Genomic DNA, 19,567 nt, shown 5'->3' on the forward strand with positions numbered 1-19,567 from the left:
GCACGAAAGGGTCGCCCAGCATTGGGCGACCCTTTCGTCTACGTGAAGTCCGGCGGCGACCTACTCTCCCACACCGTCCCCGGTGCAGTACCATCGGCGCTGAGAGGCTTAGCTTCCGGGTTCGGAATGTAACCGGGCGTTTCCCTCTCGCAATAACCACCGAAACACCTACCACCACACACCCCTCAAAAGAGGCGCAGGCAAACCTGTGCTTCAACAGCTGGACACTGTTTACTTGTCCCCACAAGTACGGCGCAAACCATACCCTGAGAACCACAAAGTGGACGCGAAGATCGTTAAGAAGAACGAAGTGTTATCAAGTCATCGGCTTATTAGTACCAGTCAGCTGCACACGTTACCGTGCTTCCACATCTGGCCTATCAACCCAGTAATCTGCTGGGAGCCTCACGGGCCGAAACCCATGGAAGTCTCATCTTGAGGCCGGCTTCCCGCTTAGATGCTTTCAGCGGTTATCCATCCCGAACGTAGCCAACCAGCCATGCACCTGGCGGTACAACTGGCACACCAGAGGTTCGTCCAACCCGGTCCTCTCGTACTAGGGTCAGATCCTCTCAAACTTCCAACGCACGCAGCGGATAGGGACCGAACTGTCTCACGACGTTCTAAACCCAGCTCGCGTACCGCTTTAATGGGCGAACAGCCCAACCCTTGGGACCAACTCCAGCCCCAGGATGCGACGAGCCGACATCGAGGTGCCAAACCATGCCGTCGATATGGACTCTTGGGCAAGATCAGCCTGTTATCCCCGAGGTACCTTTTATCCGTTGAGCGACAGCGCTTCCACAAGCCACTGCCGGATCACTAGTCCCGACTTTCGTCCCTGCTCGACCTGTCAGTCTCACAGTCAAGCTCCCTTGTGCACTTACACTCGCCACCTGATTGCCAACCAGGTTGAGGGAACCTTTGGGCGCCTCCGTTACTCTTTGGGAGGCAACCGCCCCAGTTAAACTACCCACCAGGCACTGTCCCTGAACCGGATCACGGTCCGAAGTTAGATGTCCCAAGTGACCAGAGTGGTATTTCAACAACGACTCCACAATCACTAGCGTGATCGCTTCACAGTCTCCCACCTATCCTACACAAGCCACACAGAACACCAATACCAAGCTATAGTAAAGGTCACGGGGTCTTTCCGTCCTGCTGCGCGAAACGAGCATCTTTACTCGTAGTGCAATTTCGCCGAGTTCGTGGTTGAGACAGTTGGGGAATCGTTACGCCATTCGTGCAGGTCGGAACTTACCCGACAAGGAATTTCGCTACCTTAGGATGGTTATAGTTACCACCGCCGTTTACCGGGGCTTAAATTCTGAGCTTCACCAAACGGTTAACTCGTCCTCTTAACCTTCCGGCACCGGGCAGGCGTCAGTCCGTATACATCGTCTTGCGACTTCGCACGGACCTGTGTTTTTAGTAAACAGTCGTTCCCCACTGGTCTCTGCGACCCACACACCCTTTCAGCAGCAAGTGCCTATAAGTGCTGGGCGCCCCTTCTCCCGAAGTTACGGGGCCATTTTGCCGAGTTCCTTAACCACGATTATCTCGATCTCCTTGGTATTCTCTACCTGACCACCTGAGTCGGTTTGGGGTACGGGCAGCTAGAACCTCGCGTCGATGCTTTTCTCGGCAGCATAGGATCACCCACTTGAAACGCATCACGTCTCAGCCTCATGGGTCACGGATTTGCCTATGACCCGGCCTACACGCTTGCACTGGACACCATCTGCCAGCTGGGCTGCCTTCCTGCGTCACACCTGTTAATACGCTAACCGCACCAGCATGGGGTCGCGCGCTAGCCCACCCGGTGCCACCCGAAGGTGACGATGGATGGATTCGGGCGCTTAGCACCACTGGATTAGCTTGGACGGTTCTTCGCCGGTACGGGAATATCAACCCGTTGTCCATCGACTACGCCTGTCGGCCTCGCCTTAGGTCCCGACTTACCCAGGGAAGATTAGCTTGACCCTGGAACCCTTGGTCATTCGGAGGACACGTTTCTCACGTGTCATTCGCTACTCATGCCTGCATTCTCACTCGTGTGCCGTCCACGGCTGGATCACTCCGCCGCTTCACCCGGCACACGACGCTCTCCTACCCATCAACACGACTGAACCACGAAGGCTAGCCGCATGTGTCAATGCCACAACTTCGGTGGCGTGCTTGAGCCCCGTTACATTGTCGGCGCGGAATCACTTGACCAGTGAGCTATTACGCACTCTTTCAAGGGTGGCTGCTTCTAAGCCAACCTCCTGGTTGTCTAAGCAACTCCACATCCTTTCCCACTTAGCACGCGCTTAGGGACCTTAGATGGTGGTCTGGGTTGTTTCCCTCTCGACTATGAAGCTTATCCCCCACAGTCTCACTGCTGCGCTCTCACTTACCGGCATTCGGAGTTTGGCTGACGTCAGTAAGCTTTTGGGCCCCATCGGCCATCCAGTAGCTCTACCTCCGGCAAGAAACACGCAACGCTGCACCTAAATGCATTTCGGAGAGAACCAGCTATCACGAAGTTTGATTGGCCTTTCACCCCTATCCACAGCTCATCCCCTCAGTTTTCAACCTAAGTGGGTTCGGCCCTCCACGACGTCTTACCGTCGCTTCAGCCTGGCCATGGATAGATCACTTCGCTTCGGGTCTAGAACACGCGACTCGATCGCCCTATTCAGACTCGCTTTCGCTACGGCTACCCCACCCGGGTTAACCTCGCCACGTATCACTAACTCGCAGGCTCATTCTTCAAAAGGCACGCCGTCACCCCTACAAGGAGGCTCCGACGGTTTGTAAGCAGACGGTTTCAGGTACTATTTCACTCCCCTCCCGGGGTACTTTTCACCTTTCCCTCACGGTACTTGTCCGCTATCGGTCATCTGGAAGTATTTAGGCTTATCAGGTGGTCCTGACAGATTCACACAGGATTTCACGGGCCCCGTGCTACTTGGGATCCCCACAACCGCAGAACACGCATGTCGACTACGAGACTGGCACTCTCTCTGGTCCCGCTTTCAAACGGGTTCGTCTATACGCTTCTGTACGATCGGAATCACGGCAGCGACTCCTAGTAGGTCCCACAACCCCGCACGTGCAACGCCTGCCGGCTCTCACACACGCACGGTTTAGCCTCATCCGCTTTCGCTCGCCACTACTCACGGAATCACTTTTGTTTTCTCTTCCTGTGGGTACTGAGATGTTTCACTTCCCCACGTTCCCTCTACCCGCCCTATACATTCAGGCGGGAGTCACCAGAACACATAAATGCGCCTGGCGGGGTTTCCCCATTCGGAAATCCTCGGATCACAGCCCGCTTATCGGCTCCCCAAGGCTTATCGCAGATTGCTACGTCCTTCTTCGGCTCCAGATGCCAAGGCATCCACCGTCTGCTCTTAAAGACTTGAAATCACATGAGTCACAGACAAAGATCAAAAAGACCCTCGCCTGTGTTCGCTTTCTTTAAGATGCTCGCGTCCACTGTGTAGTTCTCAAAGTACGGTCGCACCCCGAACTCCACACCAACAGGTGCTTCATCCCGGGGGCCGAAAGCTGCAGCCAAACGACTGAGCCTTCAGGACCCAACAACGTGCACGCGCCCCGCTCCGACAACCCCGACGTTCCCACAACCAAAAAGGGCCGCGTACTGATCAGAACCATCATCACGAGACGCCTTGTCAAATGTTCCACCCATGAGCTCACCCCTCGAAGACATTCGCTCCGAGCAGGCGCCTTAGAACCAGACCCGATCGAAACCGGACCGATTCAAGATGCTCCTTAGAAAGGAGGTGATCCAGCCGCACCTTCCGGTACGGCTACCTTGTTACGACTTAGTCCTAATTACCGATCCCACCTTCGACAGCTCCCTCCCACAAGGGGTTAGGCCACCGGCTTCAGGTGTTACCGACTTTCATGACTTGACGGGCGGTGTGTACAAGACCCGGGAACGTATTCACCGCAGCGTTGCTGATCTGCGATTACTAGCGACTCCGACTTCATGAGGTCGAGTTGCAGACCTCAATCCGAACTGGGACCGGCTTTTTGGGATTCGCTCCACCTCGCGGTATCGCCGCCCATTGTACCGGCCATTGTAGCATGCGTGAAGCCCAAGACATAAGGGGCATGATGATTTGACGTCATCCCCACCTTCCTCCGAGTTGACCCCGGCAGTATTCCATGAGTTCCCACCATAACGTGCTGGCAACATAGAACGAGGGTTGCGCTCGTTGCGGGACTTAACCCAACATCTCACGACACGAGCTGACGACAACCATGCACCACCTGTACACCGACCACAAGGGGGCGACCATCTCTGGCCGTTTCCGGTGTATGTCAAGCCTTGGTAAGGTTCTTCGCGTTGCATCGAATTAATCCGCATGCTCCGCCGCTTGTGCGGGTCCCCGTCAATTCCTTTGAGTTTTAGCCTTGCGGCCGTACTCCCCAGGCGGGGAACTTAATGCGTTAGCTGCGTCACGGAGACCGTGGAAAGGCCCCCACAACTAGTTCCCAACGTTTACGGAGTGGACTACCAGGGTATCTAAGCCTGTTTGCTCCCCACTCTTTCGCTCCTCAGCGTCAGTTACGGCCCAGAGATCTGCCTTCGCCATCGGTGTTCCTCCTGATATCTGCGCATTCCACCGCTACACCAGGAATTCCAATCTCCCCTACCGCACTCTAGCCTGCCCGTACCCACTGCACGCTGGAAGTTGAGCCTCCAGTTTTCACAGCAGACGCGACAAGCCGCCTACGAGCTCTTTACGCCCAATAATTCCGGATAACGCTTGCGCCCTACGTATTACCGCGGCTGCTGGCACGTAGTTAGCCGGCGCTTTTTCTGCAGGTACCGTCACCCGAAGGCTTCTTCCCTACTAAAAGAGGTTTACAACCCGAAGGCCGTCGTCCCTCACGCGGCGTTGCTGCATCAGGCTTGCGCCCATTGTGCAATATTCCCCACTGCTGCCTCCCGTAGGAGTCTGGGCCGTGTCTCAGTCCCAGTGTGGCCGGTCACCCTCTCAGGCCGGCTACCCGTCGACGCCTTGGTGAGCCATTACCTCACCAACAAGCTGATAGGACGCGAGCCCCTCCCGGACCGAAAAATCTTTCCCACCATCGAAGATGCCTTCATGGTGCGTATTCGGTATTAGACGCCGTTTCCAGCGCTTATCCCAAAGTCCGGGGCAGGTTGCTCACGTGTTACTCACCCGTTCGCCACTAATCCACACCAGCAAGCTGGTGCTTCATCGTTCGACTTGCATGTGTTAAGCACGCCGCCAGCGTTCATCCTGAGCCAGGATCAAACTCTCCAAAAAGAAAAAATGCATACCCACACGGGAAAACGAGTGAGCAGCGAGTTTGATGCTGACCAATGTGATGTCATCTGACACCAAATGATCCAAAAAGGAATTGCTCTGACCAAAAGGCCAGGGACAATCAATAAATTGGCATTTGACAAGTGCACGCTGTTGAGTTCTCAAGGATCAGACGCACCCGGCCCTCAGCCTCCCGACTGAGCCCTCCGGGGCAACTTCTCTATCTTATCCCCCAGGTCCTCGCTGTCAAACCCGACACGCCGTAGCTGTGATCGAACCCAACCGCTTGAGCCCTGAGGCACAAGAGACAACCTTACGAACCGCACCTGAGTGAAACCTGAACGCCCTCGAACCGAGAAGCCTGCTCACACAGGAGCGAATCCGAACCAGTCATCTTCGCTGTGTCGCCTGTCTGGGATGAAGGAACCTTCCGGCTCAACCTCACCGCTTGGCGGCGACAAGTGAATACATTACGCGTGGCCGACACCGGCGACAAACGCGGCCACGTCCGGGCGTGTCGCGATGTCCGCGACGAGCGCCGCCGCGTCGCCGGATCCCCCGCCGAGGACGGCGCCCAGCAGGGCGACCGCCCCGATGAGCACGCCGACCAGGACGAGGATCGCGAGGATCCCTCCGACGAGGATCCCGCGTCCGGCCTTCTTCAGCCCGTGCGCGACCGCGTCGCCCTCGAGCAGCCGCGTCATCGCCTCGCGGCGCTCGTCGATCGACAGCCCGCGCCCCGTGAGGCGGGTCACGAGCTCGTCGCCCGCTCCCCTCCCGTACTCGGCCATGAGCTGCGCGCGCCCTTCGGCCGTGCGCAGTGCGCGCGATGCCTCGAGCAGACGTTTCGCCTCCGCGTCCTCCACGCCGTATCGCTCCGCGAGGCGGCCGGACATGTGCACGCCGAGCTCCTGCATGGCCTCGCGGCGGCCCTCCGTGGTGGCGAGCGCCTCCGCGCGCTGCGTGATCTCGCTGGCCTCGACCTCGATGCCGACCTTGTCGGCGTACTCGCTCGCCATGTGCACGCCGAGCTTCTGCAGCGCCTCGCGCCGGTCATCGCCCGCCATGGCGGCATCGATCACGGCGTTCGCGTCACCTGCATCGACGCCGGCCCGCCGTGAGATCTCCTGCGCAATCGCGTCGCCGTGCTGCTCCGCCACCGCGCCGGCGGCATCCCGCGCGGCGGCGCCGGGATCCGCGATCGCGGCATCGATCCCATCGCCTGACGTCCGCTGCGCCCACGGCATCGAACTCGGCCTGCTCTGATCAGTCACGGATGGTTCCTCCTCAGCCCACGCTAGCCACGATCCGCGCCCCGCGCACCACCCCGACGGATCCGCTCAGGCGAGGAACACTCCCGCGAGAGCCTTCTTCCCGCGACGCAGAACCGACACCCCTCCGGGGAGGGATCCGCCCACGACGGCCTCGTCCGAGTCGACCTTCCCGCCGTCGATCGAGACGCCGCCCTGCTTGAGGGCGCGCCGCGCCTCGGACACCGACGCGACCAGCTCGGTCGCGACCAGCGCGTCGATCACCGACGTGCCGCGCACGACGGTCGCGTTCGGGAGCTCGGCGAGTGCCGACGCGAGCGTGTCGGCGTCGAGTGCGGCGAGGTCTCCGCGACCGAACAGCGCCTCGGAGGCCGCGATCGCCTTCGTCGTCGCCTCGGTGCCGTGCACCGTCGTCGTCACCTCGAGCGCGAGCCGCTTCTGCGCCGCGCGCCGGAACGGCTCCTCGGCGACGAGCCGCTCGTATTCGGTGATCTCGTCGCGCGTCAGGAAGGTGAACACCCTCAGCCTGTCGATCACGTCGCGGTCGTCGGTGTTGAGCCAGAACTGGTACAGCGCGTACGGGCTGCACATCTCGGCGTCGAGCCAGATCGCGTTGCCCTCGCTCTTGCCGAACTTCGTGCCGTCGGAGTTCGTGATGAGGGGCGTGCCGAAGGCGTGGACCGAGACACCCTCCACGTGGCGGATGAGGTCGGTCCCGCTCGTGAGATTGCCCCACTGATCGGATCCGCCCGTCTGCAGCACGCAGCCGTACTGGCGGTGCAGCTCGAGGTAGTCGAGACCCTGCAGGACCTGGTAGCTGAACTCGGTGTAGCTGATGCCCGCGTCGGAGTTGAGCCGTGCGCTCACGGCGTCCTTCTTCAGCATCGTGCCGACGCGGAAGTGCTTGCCGATCTCACGCAGGAAGTCGATCGCCGACATCGGCGCGGTCCAGTCGAGGTTGTTGACCATGCGCGCGGCGTTGTCGCCCTCGAAGCTCAGCAGGCGCTCGATCTGGACGCGCAGCTTCGTCACCCACTCCGCCACCGTCTCGCGCGTGTTCAGCGTGCGCTCCGCGGTGGGCCGCGGATCCCCGACGAGCCCCGTCGAGCCGCCGACGAGCCCCAGCGGGCGATGCCCCGCGAGCTGCAGCCGGCGCATCGTGAGCAGCTGCACGAGGTTGCCGAGGTGCAGGCTCGGCGCCGTCGGATCGAAGCCGCAGTAATAGACGATCGGATCCCCGTCGAGGAGCTCGCGCAGGGCGCCTTCGTCGGTGGATACGTGCACGAGGCCGCGCCAGACGAGCTCGTCCCAGAGCGTGTCGAAGCTGGGATCGTTCGCCTGTGCAGCCACGGTCGCTGCGGGTGTCGTCATGGGAGCCAAGTCTACTGACCGGTGAGCGCCTGGAACGCCTGCTGGGCGCGCTCGACGAGCTCGGTCCGCTGCTCCGAGACGCGCGCGGGGGCCGTACCGCCCACACCCGCCCGCGAGGCGACGGATCCTTCGATCGTGAGCACCTCGCGCACACCCGGCGTGAGATGGGCAGACACCTCGGCGAGGAGCGCATCGTCCGCGTCCTCGAGGCCGATGCCGCGCTGCTCGCACGCGCGGACGAGTGCGCCCGAGATCTCGTGCGCGTCGCGGAACGGCACGCCCTGCTTCACGAGCCACTCGGCGACGTCGGTCGCGAGCGAGAAGCCCTCTGGCGCGAGCTGCGCCATGCGGTCGGTGTGGAAGGTGAGCGTCGCGACCATGCCCGTGAAGGCCGGCAGGAGCACCTCGAGGGTCTCGACCGAGTCGAAGATCGGCTCCTTGTCCTCCTGCAGATCGCGGTTGTACGCGAGCGGAAGCGCCTTGAGCGTCGCGAGCAGCCCCGTGAGGTTGCCGATGAGGCGCCCCGACTTGCCGCGCGCGAGCTCGGCGATGTCGGGGTTCTTCTTCTGCGGCATGATGCTCGAGCCCGTCGAGTATCCGTCGTCGAGCGTGACGAAGTCGAACTCACGCGTGTTCCACGCGATGATCTCCTCCGCGAAGCGCGAGAGGTCGATCCCCACCTGCGCCGCGATGAACGCGAACTCGGCGATCACATCGCGCGAGGCCGTCGCGTCCATCGAGTTCTCGGCGGGGCGGTCGAGGCCGAGCTCGCGCGCGACGAGCGCCGGATCCAGGCCGAGGGTCGAGCCGGCGAGAGCCCCGCCGCCGTACGGCGAGACGCCGGCGCGGACACGCCAGTCGCGCAGCCGCTCGAGGTCGCGGACGATCGGCCAGGCGTGCGCCTGCAGGTGGTGCGCGAGCAGCACGGGCTGGGCGTGCTGCAGGTGCGTGCGCCCGGGCAGGATCGCGTCGGCGTGCGCCTCGGCCTGGGCGACGAGGGCATCGACGAGCTGCAGGAGCTCGCGCGCGATGACCTCGGCGTGGTCGATGAGGTACATGCGCACGAAGGTCGCGATCTGGTCGTTGCGGCTGCGGCCGGCGCGCAGGCGGCCGCCGAGCTCGGCGCCGACCTCGTCGAGCAGCATCTGCTCCATCGCGCCGTGCACGTCCTCGTCGCCGGGGCGCGGTACGAGCTCGCCTGAGCGCACCTTCTCCGCGATGCGGTCGAGCCCGGCGTGCATCGCGCGCGCGTCGTCGGCCGACAGATAGCCGGCCTGCTCGAGCGCCGTCGCGTGCGCGTGGGATCCGCGCACATCGTAGAGGGCCAGCTTCCAGTCGAAGTGCGTCGACCTGCTGAGCGCCTCGAGCGCCGGGCTGGGGCCCGAAGCGAAGCGGCCTCCCCAGAGGGCGCCCTCGTTCGTGCCGTGCGGGGTGCTGTCGGGCTCTGTCGTGCTCACGCGCCCAGCCTAGCCGGGGACGCCGGCCGCCCCGGCGCCACGGCTCGAGCGAGGGCGGCGATCGCCCACTCGAGCGGCCCGCGTCCGAGCAGCAGCGCCCACAGCGAGCATCCCGCAAGCGTCGCCGCGGAGAGGGCCCAGAACGGCTCGATGGCGATGAAGCCGCGGTATGGGTCGACCTCCGTTCCGTCGGCCGAGCGCACCCAGACCCACACGCTCCACGCGATCAGCTGCGCGACATAGGCGGTGAGCGGCATGGCGCCGACGGCCCGCACCGGCCAGAGGATCCACCTCACCGGCGTGCGCCCGACGAGAACGCAGGCGCACACGATCGCGATGGCCAGCCCACCGGATCCGAGCATCTCCCCCACCCCGGTCCCGTGTGCCTCAGACGACAGCGCGGGAGAGCCGCTCCGGCCGACGACCGCGAAGCCGACGGCCGAGACGGCGACGCCCGCGAGACCCGCGGCGAGCACGACGCGCGCTCGCGAGAGCCCCGCGCGGCCCAGCGCGAGCCCCGCGAGGACGAAGGCGATCCAGGCGAGGAACGGGTAGTGCCACCCGAGCGCCGCGGACACGGCGCGGCCCACTGGCGTGAACCAGAACGGATCCGCATCGATCGCGGCGACCGCGAACGGCGCGATCACCGCGATGCCGACCGCCGCCGCGACGAGCGCGAGCGGTCGCCAGCGCAGCACCGGCAGGGCCAGCGCGAACAGGATCCCGTATGCCGGGAGGATCACGTAGACGGGCGTCGGGAGCAGCAGGAGGAGCACCCCGACGACGAACACGCATCCCGCGCGCACGCCGATGCGCGCCCGATCCGTCGCGAGGCGCGCGCCGGCGTGCGGCGCGGATCCGCCCGTCACGAGCGCGAGGGACACCCCCGCGAGCGTCGCGAACAGGATTGATGAATTGCCGTTCACCGCCGCCGTCCACGACGACGGGTCGCCCCATGCGAAGGCATCCGCGGTCACGACGACGTGCGCCGCGAACATGCCGAAGACCGCGAGCCCGCGCGCCAGATCGACGCCGGGCTCGCGGCCGGGATCGTCGAGCCGCGCCCGACGAGAGGGAGGTGCGCCCGCTACGCCGCGTCCTGGCGCAGCAGCCATACGAGCAGCGCCTTCTGCGCGTGCAGGCGGTTCTCCGCCTCGTCCCAGATGACGCTCTGCGGCCCGTCGATCACCTCGGGGTCGACCTCGTAGCCGCGGTCGGCCGGGAGACAGTGGATGAAGATCGCGTCGTCGTTCGCGAGCGCCATCACCTCGGTCGTGACCTTGTAGCCGCCGAGGTCGAGCAGGCGCTGCGCCTTCTCGTCCTCTTTGCCCATCGACACCCACGTGTCGGTGACCATGACGTCCGCGCCGGATGATGCCTCGGCCACGTCGGTCATGAGGGTGAGGGATCCGCCGGTCTCGCTGGCGATCGCCTCGGCGTCGGCGACGATGTCGGCCCGGGGCTGGTAGCCCTCGGGGCTCGCGACGCGCACGTGCATGCCGGCCATGACCCCCGACAGCACGTACGAGTGCGCCATGTTGCTCTTGCCGTCGCCGAAGAACGTCATCGTCAGGCCGGCCGTGCGCCCCTTGTGCTCGCGGATCGTGAGCAGGTCGGCGAGCAGCTGGCACGGGTGGAAGTCGTCGCTGAGCGCGTTGACGACCGGCACCCGCGTGCCCTCGGCCATCTCCTCGAGGCCCTTCTGCGCATAGGTGCGCCACACGATCGCCGACACCTGGCGCTCGAGCACGCGCGCCGTGTCGGCGGGCGTCTCCTTGCCGCCGAGCTGGCTGTTGGCCGTGGAGATGATGAGCGGGGATCCGCCGAGATCCGCGATCCCGACGGCGAACGAGACGCGCGTGCGGGTCGACGACTTGTCGAAGATGACGGCGACCGTCTGCGGTCCCGCGAGGGTCTTCTCGGCCCAGCGATCCTTCTTCAGCTCGGCCGCGAGGTCGAGGATCTCGGCCTGCTCGGCCGGCGTGATGCTGTCGTCGCGCAGGAAGTGACGGGTCATTCGGGGGTCTCCACATTCTCGCGGGAGGCCGTGGCGTCGAGCGCCTGGCCGAAGAGGTCGATGAACTCGTGAATCTCGTCGTCGCCGATCGTGTAGGCGGGCGCGATGCGCACGACATCCGGGGCGGGCGCGTTCACGATGAGGCCGCGGGAGAGCGCCTCGGCGGCGACGTCCGCGGCCACGGGGCGATCGAGCACGATGCCGATGAGCAGGCCCGCACCGCGTGTGCCCGCCACGAGCGGGAGCGACGCGACCTTCTCGCGCAGCTCGGCGCCGCGGGCGCGCACGTTCGCGAGGAGGTCCTCCCCCTCGATGTGCTCGAGCACGGCGTTCGCGACGGCGCTCGCGAGAGGGTTGCCGCCGAACGTCGAGTTGTGCGTGCCGGGGTAGAACAGCTCGCTCGCGGCGCCGAAGGTGACGAGGGCGCCGAGCGGGAAGCCCGCCGCGATGCCCTTGGCGAGGGTGATCGCGTCGGGGACGATGCCCTCGCGCTGGAACGCGAACCACTCGCCCGTGCGGCCGGATCCCGTCTGCACCTCGTCGAGGATGAGCAGCGCCCCGTGGCGCGACGTCAGCTCGCGCGCCCGGGCGAGGAAGCCCTCGGGCAGCTCGACGACCCCCGCCTCGCCTTGGATCGGCTCGACGAACATCGCGGCGATGTCGCCGGCCGCGAACGCGGCCTCGAGCGCCTCGAGCGTCGCGGCGATCGGCCGCACGCCCGGCATGAGCGGGGCGAACGGATCCTGGTATGCGGCCTTCGGCGTCAGCGCGAGCGCGCCCGTCGAGCGGCCGTGGAACGCGCCCTCGAGGCAGAGGATCGTGCGCGCGCCCGTGCGCCCGCCGTGCAGGCGCGCGAGCTTGATCGCCGTCTCGTTCGCCTCGCCGCCGGAGTTCGCGAGGAAGACGCGACCGGCGTCGCCGGCGCCCGAGAGGCGCTTGAGGCGCGCGGCGAGCTCGAGCTGGGCGGGCGAGGCGAAGTAGTTCGACACGTGCGCGAGGCGCGCGGCCTGCTTCGCGACGGCGTCGACGAAGACGGGGTGCGCGTGGCCGAGGCAGTTCACCGCGATCCCGCCGAGGAAGTCGAGGTAGCGCCGGCCGGCCACGTCCCACACATGGGATCCCTCACCGCGGTCGAGGTTCGCGAGGCGCCCACCGAGGCTCATGAGGTCGCGTTCGGCCGCCTGCTGCCACTCGGTCGTCGTCATGCCACGACCTCCGTTCCGATTCCGTCGCTGGTGAAGAGCTCGACGAGCACCGAGTGCGGCACCCGTCCGTCGATGATCGAGGCCTTCTCGACGCCGCCGTCGACCGCGTCGAGGCAGGCCTGCATCTTGGGGATCATGCCCGACTCGAGCCTCGGCAGGAGCGCGCGCAGCTCTCCGGCCGTGAGGTGCGAGACGAGCGAGTCGCGGTTCGGCCAGTCGGCATAGAGACCCGGCACATCCGTCAGGACCACGAGCTTCTTCGCGCCGAGGGCGCGGGCGAGGGCGCTCGCGGCCGCGTCCGCGTTGATGTTCAGCGTGTGGCCCGGGTTGTCGAGATCGGGCGCGACGCCCGCGACGACGGGGATCCGGTCGGCGCGCAGGTGGTCGAGAACCGGGGTCGGGTCGACCTTCTCGACGTTGCCGACGCGGCCGAGGCTCTCCTCGACGCCTTCGATGACGACGCCGCGACGGCGCCCGCCGAACAGCGCCGCGTCCTCGCCGGACAGCCCGACCGCGAACGGCCCGTGCGAGTTGATCTTCGCGACCAGCTGCGGGTTGATCTGGCCCGTGAGCACCATGCGGACGACGCTGATCGCCTCGGTCGAGGTGACGCGATAGCCGCCCTTGAACTCGCTCGGGATGGCGAGGCGATCGAGCATGTTCGAGATCTGCGGGCCGCCGCCGTGCACGACGACGGGCTTGATGCCCACATAGCGCAGGTAGGCGATGTCCTCGGCGAACGCATCCTGCAGCTCCTCCGAGATCATCGCGTTGCCGCCGTACTTCACGACGACGATCTCATCGCGGTACTGCTTGAGCCACGGGAGCGACTCGATGAGGGTCGACGCCTTGAACTCGGCTTCCTCGGGACTCGTGTGCTGCAGATCGATCGGTGTCATGAGGAGTATGCGCTGTTCTCGTGTACGTAGGCGTGCGTGAGGTCGTTCGTCATGATCGTCGCGGTCTCGTCGCCCGAGAAGAGGTCGATCAGGACGTGGGTGTCGCGCGGCAGGAGGTCGACCTCGTCACGCGGGCGATCGGGGCCGCCCTTCGTGCAGACCCGCACGTCGTTGATCGTCACGTCGACGTCGTACGGGTCGAAGGTCGCGCTCGTCGTGCCGATCGCGGCGAGCACGCGCCCCCAGTTGGGGTCGTTGCCGAAGATCGCCGTCTTGAAGAGGTTGTTGCGGGCCACGGACCGCGCGACCTCGACGGCCTCGTCCTCGGTCTTCGCGTGGACGACCTCGATGCGGATGTCGTGGCTCGCGCCCTCGGCGTCGCGCATGAGCTGCGCCGCGAGGTCGACGCAGAGGTCGGTGAGCGCGTCGGCGAAGGCCTCGGGATCCGGGGCGACGCCCGAGGCGCCGCTCGCGAGGAGCGTGACCTGGTCGTTCGTCGACATCGCGCCGTCGGAGTCGAGCCGGTCGAAGCTCATGCGCGTCGCGTGACGGAGCTGCGCGTCGGCCTGCTCGGGCGTGAGCTGGGCATCGGTCGTGAGGACGACGAGCATCGTGGCGAGGCCCGGCGCGAGCATGCCCGCGCCCTTCGCCATGCCGCCGATCGTCCAGCCGTCCTGCGCGCGCACGGCCTGCTTCGGCACCGTGTCTGTCGTCATGATCGCGGCGGCCGCGTCGGATCCGCCCTCGCCCGACAGCGCCGCGATCGCCTTCTCCGCGCCGTCCAGCACCCGCGCCCGGAAGACATCGTCGCCCGTGCCGATGAGGCCCGTCGAGCAGATGAGCACGTCGACCGCTCCGATGCCGAGCAGCTCAGCGGCCCGCTCGGCGGTCTGGTGGGTCGTCTGGAATCCGAAGGATCCCGTGAAGCAGTTCGCGCCGCCCGAGTTCAGCACGACGGCCTCGACCCGGCCGTCGGCCACCGCCTGCTGCGACCACATGATCGGGTTCGCCTTCGCGCGGTTCGAGGTGAACACGGCGGCGCCCGTCTTCTGCGGGCCGCGGTTGACGACGACCGCGACATCGGGCCGGCCGGTGCTCTTGAGGCCGGCGGCGACTCCCGCCGCCTCGAATCCCTGGGGTGCGGTCACGCTCACGGCGCCACTCCGTTCACGGTCAGTGCGCGGTCCTCGGGGAGGCCGAGCGCGATGTTCATCGACTGGATGGCGGCGCCCGCCGTGCCCTTCGCGAGATTGTCGACGGCGGCCACGACGACGACGCGGTTCGCCGCGCGGTCGATGGCGAGGCCGATGAGCGCCGTGTTCGCGCCCGTCACATCGGAGGTGCGCGGCATCTGGCCCTCGGGCAGGAGCTGCACGAACGTCTCGTCGCCGTACGCGCTCTCCCAGGCGCCGCGGATCTCGGCGTCCGTGGCATCGCCGGCGATCGGCGCGGAGGTGGTCGCGAGGATCCCCCGCGCCATCGGCACGATGACGGGCGTGAACGAGATGCGGGGATCCGCGGCGCCCGCGGCGCGCAGGGCCTGCTGGATCTCGGGGATGTGCCGGTGGGTGCCGCCGACCGCATACGGGTTCGCGGATCCGAGGATCTCGCTGCCGAGCAGGTGCGGCTTGAGCGCCTTGCCGGCGCCGGAGGGACCGACCGCGAGCACGCTCACGATGTCGGTGGGGTCCACGACGCCGGCCGCGACGCCCGGCGCCATGCTCAGCGAGACGGTCGACGCGTTGCAGCCGGGGGCCGCGATGCGCGTGGCGCCGACGAGGTTCTCGCGCTGCCGGCCACCGGCCACGATGAGCTCGGGCACACCGTAGGTCCACGGCTCGTGGAATGCCCCGCCGTAGAACGCGTTCCACGCGTCCTCCGAGGTGAGGCGGTGGTCGGCGCCCGCGTCGATCACGAGCCCCGCGTCGCCGAGCGCGTCGGTGTACTGCCCCGACTGCCCGTGCGGCAGCGCGAGGAACACGATGTCGTGGCCCGCGAGGATCTCGGGGGTCGTCGGCTGGATCTCGAGGTGTCGCAGCGAGCGCAGGTGCGGCTGGTGGGCGACGAGCGGGTCGCCGGCGCTCGAGTGCGCGGTGACCGTGCGGATCTCGACGTCGGGATGGTGCGCGAGCAGGCGGAGGATCTCGCCGCCCGCATAGCCGGAGGCGCCGGAGACGGCGGCCGAATACGTCATGACTTCTACCCTATTGTGCGTGAACGGATTCCCGGATTCGGCGGGCCGCTCACGCACCGTCAGGCACGCAGGCTGCAGCGACCCGCCGAGATTCGGCGGTCGCGCAGGCGCAGGACGGAGACGCTCGAGGCGAGCATCGGATCCGTCGCGCGGGTGGTCATGCGGCGAGCGTAGCAGACGGCGGCCGCCTGCCGAGAGAACACGGTCTGCGCGAGAGGACATGCAATGTCATGTGCTCTCGCGCAGAACGTGTGCGCTCGCGGCTCAGTCGCGGATCGTCGCGCCGAAGCGCTCGGCCGCGACCTGCACGCCCGCCATCTTCGCCTCGGTCGCCTCGGCGGCCGTGAGCGTGCGGTCGGGCGCTCGGAAGCGCAGCGCGAACGTCAGCGACTTGGATCCCTCGTCGATGCCGGTGCCGCGGTAGTCGTCGACGAGGCGGGTGTGCTCGAGCAGCGCGCCGGCGCCCGAGGCGATCGCCGCCCGCACCTCGCCCGCGGGGACGGACGCCGGCACGATGAGCGAGACGTCCTGCGTCGCGGCGGGGTAGGTCGACAGCGACGACACCGTCACGCGCTCGCCCGCGAGGGCGACGACGCGGTCGAGGTCGAGTTCGACGACCGTCACGCGGCCGACGAGGTCGGCACCCTTCGCGACGTCCGGGTGCAGCTCGCCGAGGTAGCCGACCTCCTGGCCCGCCACCGTGAGCGCGCCCGCGCGCCCCGGGTGGAGCGCGGCGCGGCGCGCCTGCGCGACGTCGATGGAGACGCCCGCGGCCTCGCCCACCGTTCGGACGGCGTCGAGCGCGACCTCGAGGCCCGCGGGCTCGGCCGCGCGCCCCGGCTGCTTCGGCGCGATGTCACCCGCGAACAGCATCGCGACGTGGCGCGGCTGCGGCGGGATCGAGCGGTGGATCTCGTCGAGCACGGCGTCCGACGGGCGCTCGGCCCGCGGCGGATTGCGCTCGGTGCCGTAGACGACGCCTGATTCGGGGAGGAAGACGCTGCCGACCTCGAACAGGGACAGATCGGTCGTGCCGCGCGAGAGGTTGCGATGCGCCGTCTGGACGAGCCCCGGCACGAGCGAGCGGCGCAGGAACGGCGCCGTCTGGTCGAGGGCGTTCGCGAGGCGCATCGCCGGGGCGGGCTCGCCCGACGCCGATCCGTGCAGGTCGTTCGCCTCCCTCCCCACGAACGGGAACGAGATCGTCTCGACGAGTCCCGTGGCCGCGAGCGCGTCGGCGACGCGGCGGCGGGCCTGCTGTTCCCGCGTATAGCCGCGGCCCGACGGCGGGGTCGGGAGGATCGACGGCACCTTGTCGAGGCCGTCGACGCGCGCGATCTCCTCGACGAGGGTCCACTTGTCGATGAGGTCGGGGCGCCACGACGGCGTCGTCACGTCGAAGCCGCCCTGCGTGCGGTTCACGACGCAGCCGATCTGCTCGAGGATGTCCTGCTGCCGTGCGGGCGCGTAGTCGACGCCGACGAGCTCGGATGCGAAGGTCTCCGGCAGCTCGATGCGGGCCGCCTCGTGCGCGGAGGCCAGCTCGGCGCCCGCATCCCCCGCGGTGCCGCCCGCGAGCTCGACCATGAGGTCGACGACGCGCTGCGCGGCCGCGTGTGCGACGAGCGGATCCACGCCGCGCTCGAAGCGCTTGGAGGCCTCGCTCGGGAGCTTGTGGCGGCGCGCCGTGCGGGCGATCGAGACGGAGTCGAACGATGCCGCCTCGACGACGACGTTCGTCGTGCCGTCGTTCAGCTCCGTCGTGGATCCGCCCATCACGCCCGCGAGGCCGATGGGGCCCGAGTCGTCGGTGATGAGCAGGTCCTCGTCGCTGAGCGTGCGCTCGACGCCGTCGAGCGTCGTGAGCTTCTCGCCCTTCTCGGCGCGGCGCACCGTGATGCCGCCCGTGAGGCGGTCGGCGTCGTAGCCGTGGATCGGGTTGCCCAGCTCGAGCATGACGTAGTTGGTGATGTCGATGAGCAGGCCGAGCGAGCGGATCCCCGCGAGCTGCAGGCGCGCGCGCATCCACGGCGGCGTCGGCCGCGACGCGTCCACGCCCCGCACCGTGCGGAGGACGAACTGCGCCGCGCCCGCGTTCCCGCGGATCGGGCGCGCATCCTCGACCGTGAGAGGGAACCCCTCCCCCGCGCGCACCTCGTCGGAGAGGCGATCGGCCGGATCCGAGAAGGCCGCGCCCGTCGCGAGCGCGTATTCGCGGGCGAGCCCGCGGATCGACATCGCGTAGCCGCGGTCGGGTGTGACGTTCACGTCGACCGCGACGTCGTCGAGGCCGAGCAGCGTGATCGCGTCGGCGCCGACCTCGGGATCGAGGCCCCACTCGACGAGGCGGATGATGCCGTCGTGGTCGTCGCCGAGGCCGAGCTCCTTGGCCGACGCGATCATGCCGTCGGAGACGTGGCCGTAGGTCTTCCGCGCCGCGATCGGGAACGGACCCGGCAGGACGGCGCCCGGCAGCGTCACCACGACCTTGTCGCCCGGGTGGAAGTTCCCGGCGCCGCAGATGATGCCGCGCGGGGCGTCCTCGCCGACGTCGATCTGGCACCAGCGGATGTTCTTGCCGTTCTTCTGCGGCTCGACGTCGAACGAGATGACGCGGCCGACGACGACCGGGCCGGTCACGTCGAAGCCGATGGCCTCCTCCTCCTCGAAGCCGACCGACACGAGCGACGCGAACACGTCGTCGGTCGTCGCCCCGGCGGGAACCTCGACGTGCTCACGCAGCCATGAAAGGGGAACGCGCATCAGACCACCATCCCGAACTGCTCGCTGAAGCGCACATCGCCCTCGGCCATGTCGCGCATGTCCTTCACATCGGTGCGGAACATCAGGGCCCGCTCGATGCCGATCCCGAACGCGAAGCCGCTGTACACCTCGGGGTCGATTCCCGCGGCCCGCAGCACATTGGGGTTGATCATGCCGCAGCCGCCCCACTCGATCCATCGCGCTCCGCCCGCGAAGGTCGGGTGCCACAGGTCGAACTCGGCGCTCGGCTCGGTGAACGGGAAGTAGTTCGTGCGCAGACGCGTCTCGGCGTCGGCGCCGAACAGCTGCTTGGCGATGTGGTCGAGCGTGCCCTTGAGGTGGGCCATGGTGATGCCCTTGTCGACGACGAGGCCCTCTGCCTGCGTGAAGACGGGCAGGTGCGTCGCGTCGAACTCGTCCGTGCGGGCGACCTTGCCGGGCGAGAGCACGTAGATCGGCACCTCGCGCTCGAGCATCGTGCGCATCTGCACGGGGCTCGTCTGCGTGCGCATCACGAGGTGGCGTTCGGGCGGATCCACGAAGAACGTGTCCTGCATCTGGCGCGCGGGGTGGTCCTCGTCGAGGTTGAGCGAGTCGAAGTTGAACCACTCGTGCTCGAGCTCGGGCCCCTCGACGATCTCCCACCCCATGCCGACGAAGAGGTCCGTGATCGACTCCTGCATGAGCCCGATGGGGTGGCGCGCGCCCGCGCGGGTGCGGCTCGCCACGCCTGTGATGTCGACGCGCTCGGCCTCGAGACGCGCGGCGACCTCGGCGGCCGCGAGCTCCTCCTCGCGCGCGGAGAACACCTGGTTCACGCGCCCGCGCGCCTGGCCGACGAGCTTGCCGAACTCGGCCTTGCGCTCCTTCGGCACATCGCGCATCTGCGCGTTGAAGGCGGCCAGGGGGCTGCCGTCGCCCTGGTGGGCGGCGCGCGCCTTCTTCAGGGCCGCGGTGTCGGGGGCCGCGGCCGCCGCGGCGAGCGCGTCGGCGACGGCGGCGTCCACCCCCTCGGGCGTGATCGCAGGGTTGTCAGACACGAGAGTCCATCTTACGGGGCGCCGACTGGGCGTCGACG

11 protein-coding genes and 3 rRNA genes are annotated in these 19,567 nt (G+C 67.0%); all 14 read right to left on the minus strand.

Annotated elements, in window-relative coordinates; all coding sequences use genetic code 11:
* Window positions 1-47 precede the first annotated feature (47 nt).
* A 5S ribosomal RNA gene (gene rrf / locus GB932_RS09075) occupies window positions 48-164 on the minus strand.
* A gap of 148 nt (window positions 165-312) precedes the next feature.
* A 23S ribosomal RNA gene (locus GB932_RS09080) occupies window positions 313-3,412 on the minus strand.
* Window positions 3,413-3,784: 372 nt separating this feature from the next.
* Window positions 3,785-5,312: ribosomal RNA gene (locus GB932_RS09085) — 16S ribosomal RNA — on the minus strand.
* Together the 16S, 23S and 5S rRNA genes form the textbook arrangement of a ribosomal RNA operon.
* A gap of 470 nt (window positions 5,313-5,782) precedes the next feature.
* Entirely contained in the window at window positions 5,783-6,586 is an 804-nt protein-coding gene (locus tag GB932_RS09090) for a hypothetical protein (protein WP_156760381.1), read from the minus strand.
* Window positions 6,587-6,652: 66 nt separating this feature from the next.
* Entirely contained in the window at window positions 6,653-7,954 is a 1,302-nt protein-coding gene (tyrS, locus tag GB932_RS09095) for a tyrosine--tRNA ligase (RefSeq protein WP_156760382.1), read from the minus strand.
* An 11-nt stretch (window positions 7,955-7,965) separates the two neighbouring features.
* A complete protein-coding gene (gene argH / locus GB932_RS09100) occupies window positions 7,966-9,411 on the minus strand; it encodes an argininosuccinate lyase (RefSeq protein WP_156760383.1) in 1,446 nt (481 codons plus the stop codon).
* Complete coding sequence (locus GB932_RS09105; protein ID WP_156760384.1) at window positions 9,408-10,526, minus strand: heparan-alpha-glucosaminide N-acetyltransferase domain-containing protein; 1,119 nt, start codon at window positions 10,524-10,526, stop codon at window positions 9,408-9,410. The genes argH and GB932_RS09105 overlap by 4 nt, the downstream gene beginning before the upstream one ends.
* A complete protein-coding gene (gene argF / locus GB932_RS09110; protein WP_156760385.1) occupies window positions 10,499-11,428 on the minus strand; it encodes an ornithine carbamoyltransferase in 930 nt (309 codons plus the stop codon). The genes GB932_RS09105 and argF overlap by 28 nt, the downstream gene beginning before the upstream one ends.
* Entirely contained in the window at window positions 11,425-12,633 is a 1,209-nt protein-coding gene (locus GB932_RS09115) for an acetylornithine transaminase (protein WP_156760386.1), read from the minus strand. The genes argF and GB932_RS09115 overlap by 4 nt, the downstream gene beginning before the upstream one ends.
* Window positions 12,630-13,532: an acetylglutamate kinase gene (gene argB / locus GB932_RS09120; protein ID WP_156760387.1), complete on the minus strand. Its 903-nt coding sequence runs from the start codon at window positions 13,530-13,532 to the stop codon at window positions 12,630-12,632. The genes GB932_RS09115 and argB overlap by 4 nt, the downstream gene beginning before the upstream one ends.
* Window positions 13,529-14,686: a bifunctional glutamate N-acetyltransferase/amino-acid acetyltransferase ArgJ gene (argJ, locus tag GB932_RS09125; protein ID WP_156760388.1), complete on the minus strand. Its 1,158-nt coding sequence runs from the start codon at window positions 14,684-14,686 to the stop codon at window positions 13,529-13,531. Before argJ ends, argB begins: the two co-directional genes overlap by 4 nt.
* On the minus strand, window positions 14,683-15,726 hold the full coding sequence (argC, locus tag GB932_RS09130) for an N-acetyl-gamma-glutamyl-phosphate reductase (protein WP_156760389.1): 1,044 nt from the start codon (window positions 15,724-15,726) through the stop codon (window positions 14,683-14,685). Before argC ends, argJ begins: the two co-directional genes overlap by 4 nt.
* Window positions 15,727-15,990: 264 nt before the next feature.
* Window positions 15,991-18,489, minus strand: coding sequence for a phenylalanine--tRNA ligase subunit beta (pheT, locus tag GB932_RS09135; protein WP_156760390.1), 2,499 nt, complete (start codon window positions 18,487-18,489; stop codon window positions 15,991-15,993).
* Window positions 18,489-19,529 carry a phenylalanine--tRNA ligase subunit alpha gene (pheS, locus tag GB932_RS09140; RefSeq protein WP_156760391.1) on the minus strand — a complete coding sequence of 347 codons (1,041 nt, stop codon included), beginning with the start codon at window positions 19,527-19,529 and terminating at the stop codon, window positions 18,489-18,491. The genes pheT and pheS overlap by 1 nt, the downstream gene beginning before the upstream one ends.
* Window positions 19,530-19,567 lie beyond the last annotated feature (38 nt).

The sequence above is a fragment of the Microbacterium karelineae genome, assembly GCF_009745985.1.
Lineage (GTDB): Bacteria > Actinomycetota > Actinomycetes > Actinomycetales > Microbacteriaceae > Microbacterium > Microbacterium karelineae.

What these genes read in the sequence shown, in the direction of transcription:
- argF (WP_156760385.1), bottom strand. Translation starts at nt 11,428, where the DNA reads ATGACCCGTCACTTCCTGCGCGACGACAGCATCACGCCGGCCGAGCAG.
- argC (WP_156760389.1), bottom strand. Translation starts at nt 15,726, where the DNA reads ATGACGTATTCGGCCGCCGTCTCCGGCGCCTCCGGCTATGCGGGCGGC.
- GB932_RS09105 (WP_156760384.1), bottom strand. Translation starts at nt 10,526, where the DNA reads ATGGCTGCTGCGCCAGGACGCGGCGTAGCGGGCGCACCTCCCTCTCGT.
- tyrS (WP_156760382.1), bottom strand. Translation starts at nt 7,954, where the DNA reads ATGACGACACCCGCAGCGACCGTGGCTGCACAGGCGAACGATCCCAGC.
- GB932_RS09115 (WP_156760386.1), bottom strand. Translation starts at nt 12,633, where the DNA reads ATGACGACGACCGAGTGGCAGCAGGCGGCCGAACGCGACCTCATGAGC.
- pheT (WP_156760390.1), bottom strand. Translation starts at nt 18,489, where the DNA reads ATGCGCGTTCCCCTTTCATGGCTGCGTGAGCACGTCGAGGTTCCCGCC.
- argB (WP_156760387.1), bottom strand. Translation starts at nt 13,532, where the DNA reads ATGACACCGATCGATCTGCAGCACACGAGTCCCGAGGAAGCCGAGTTC.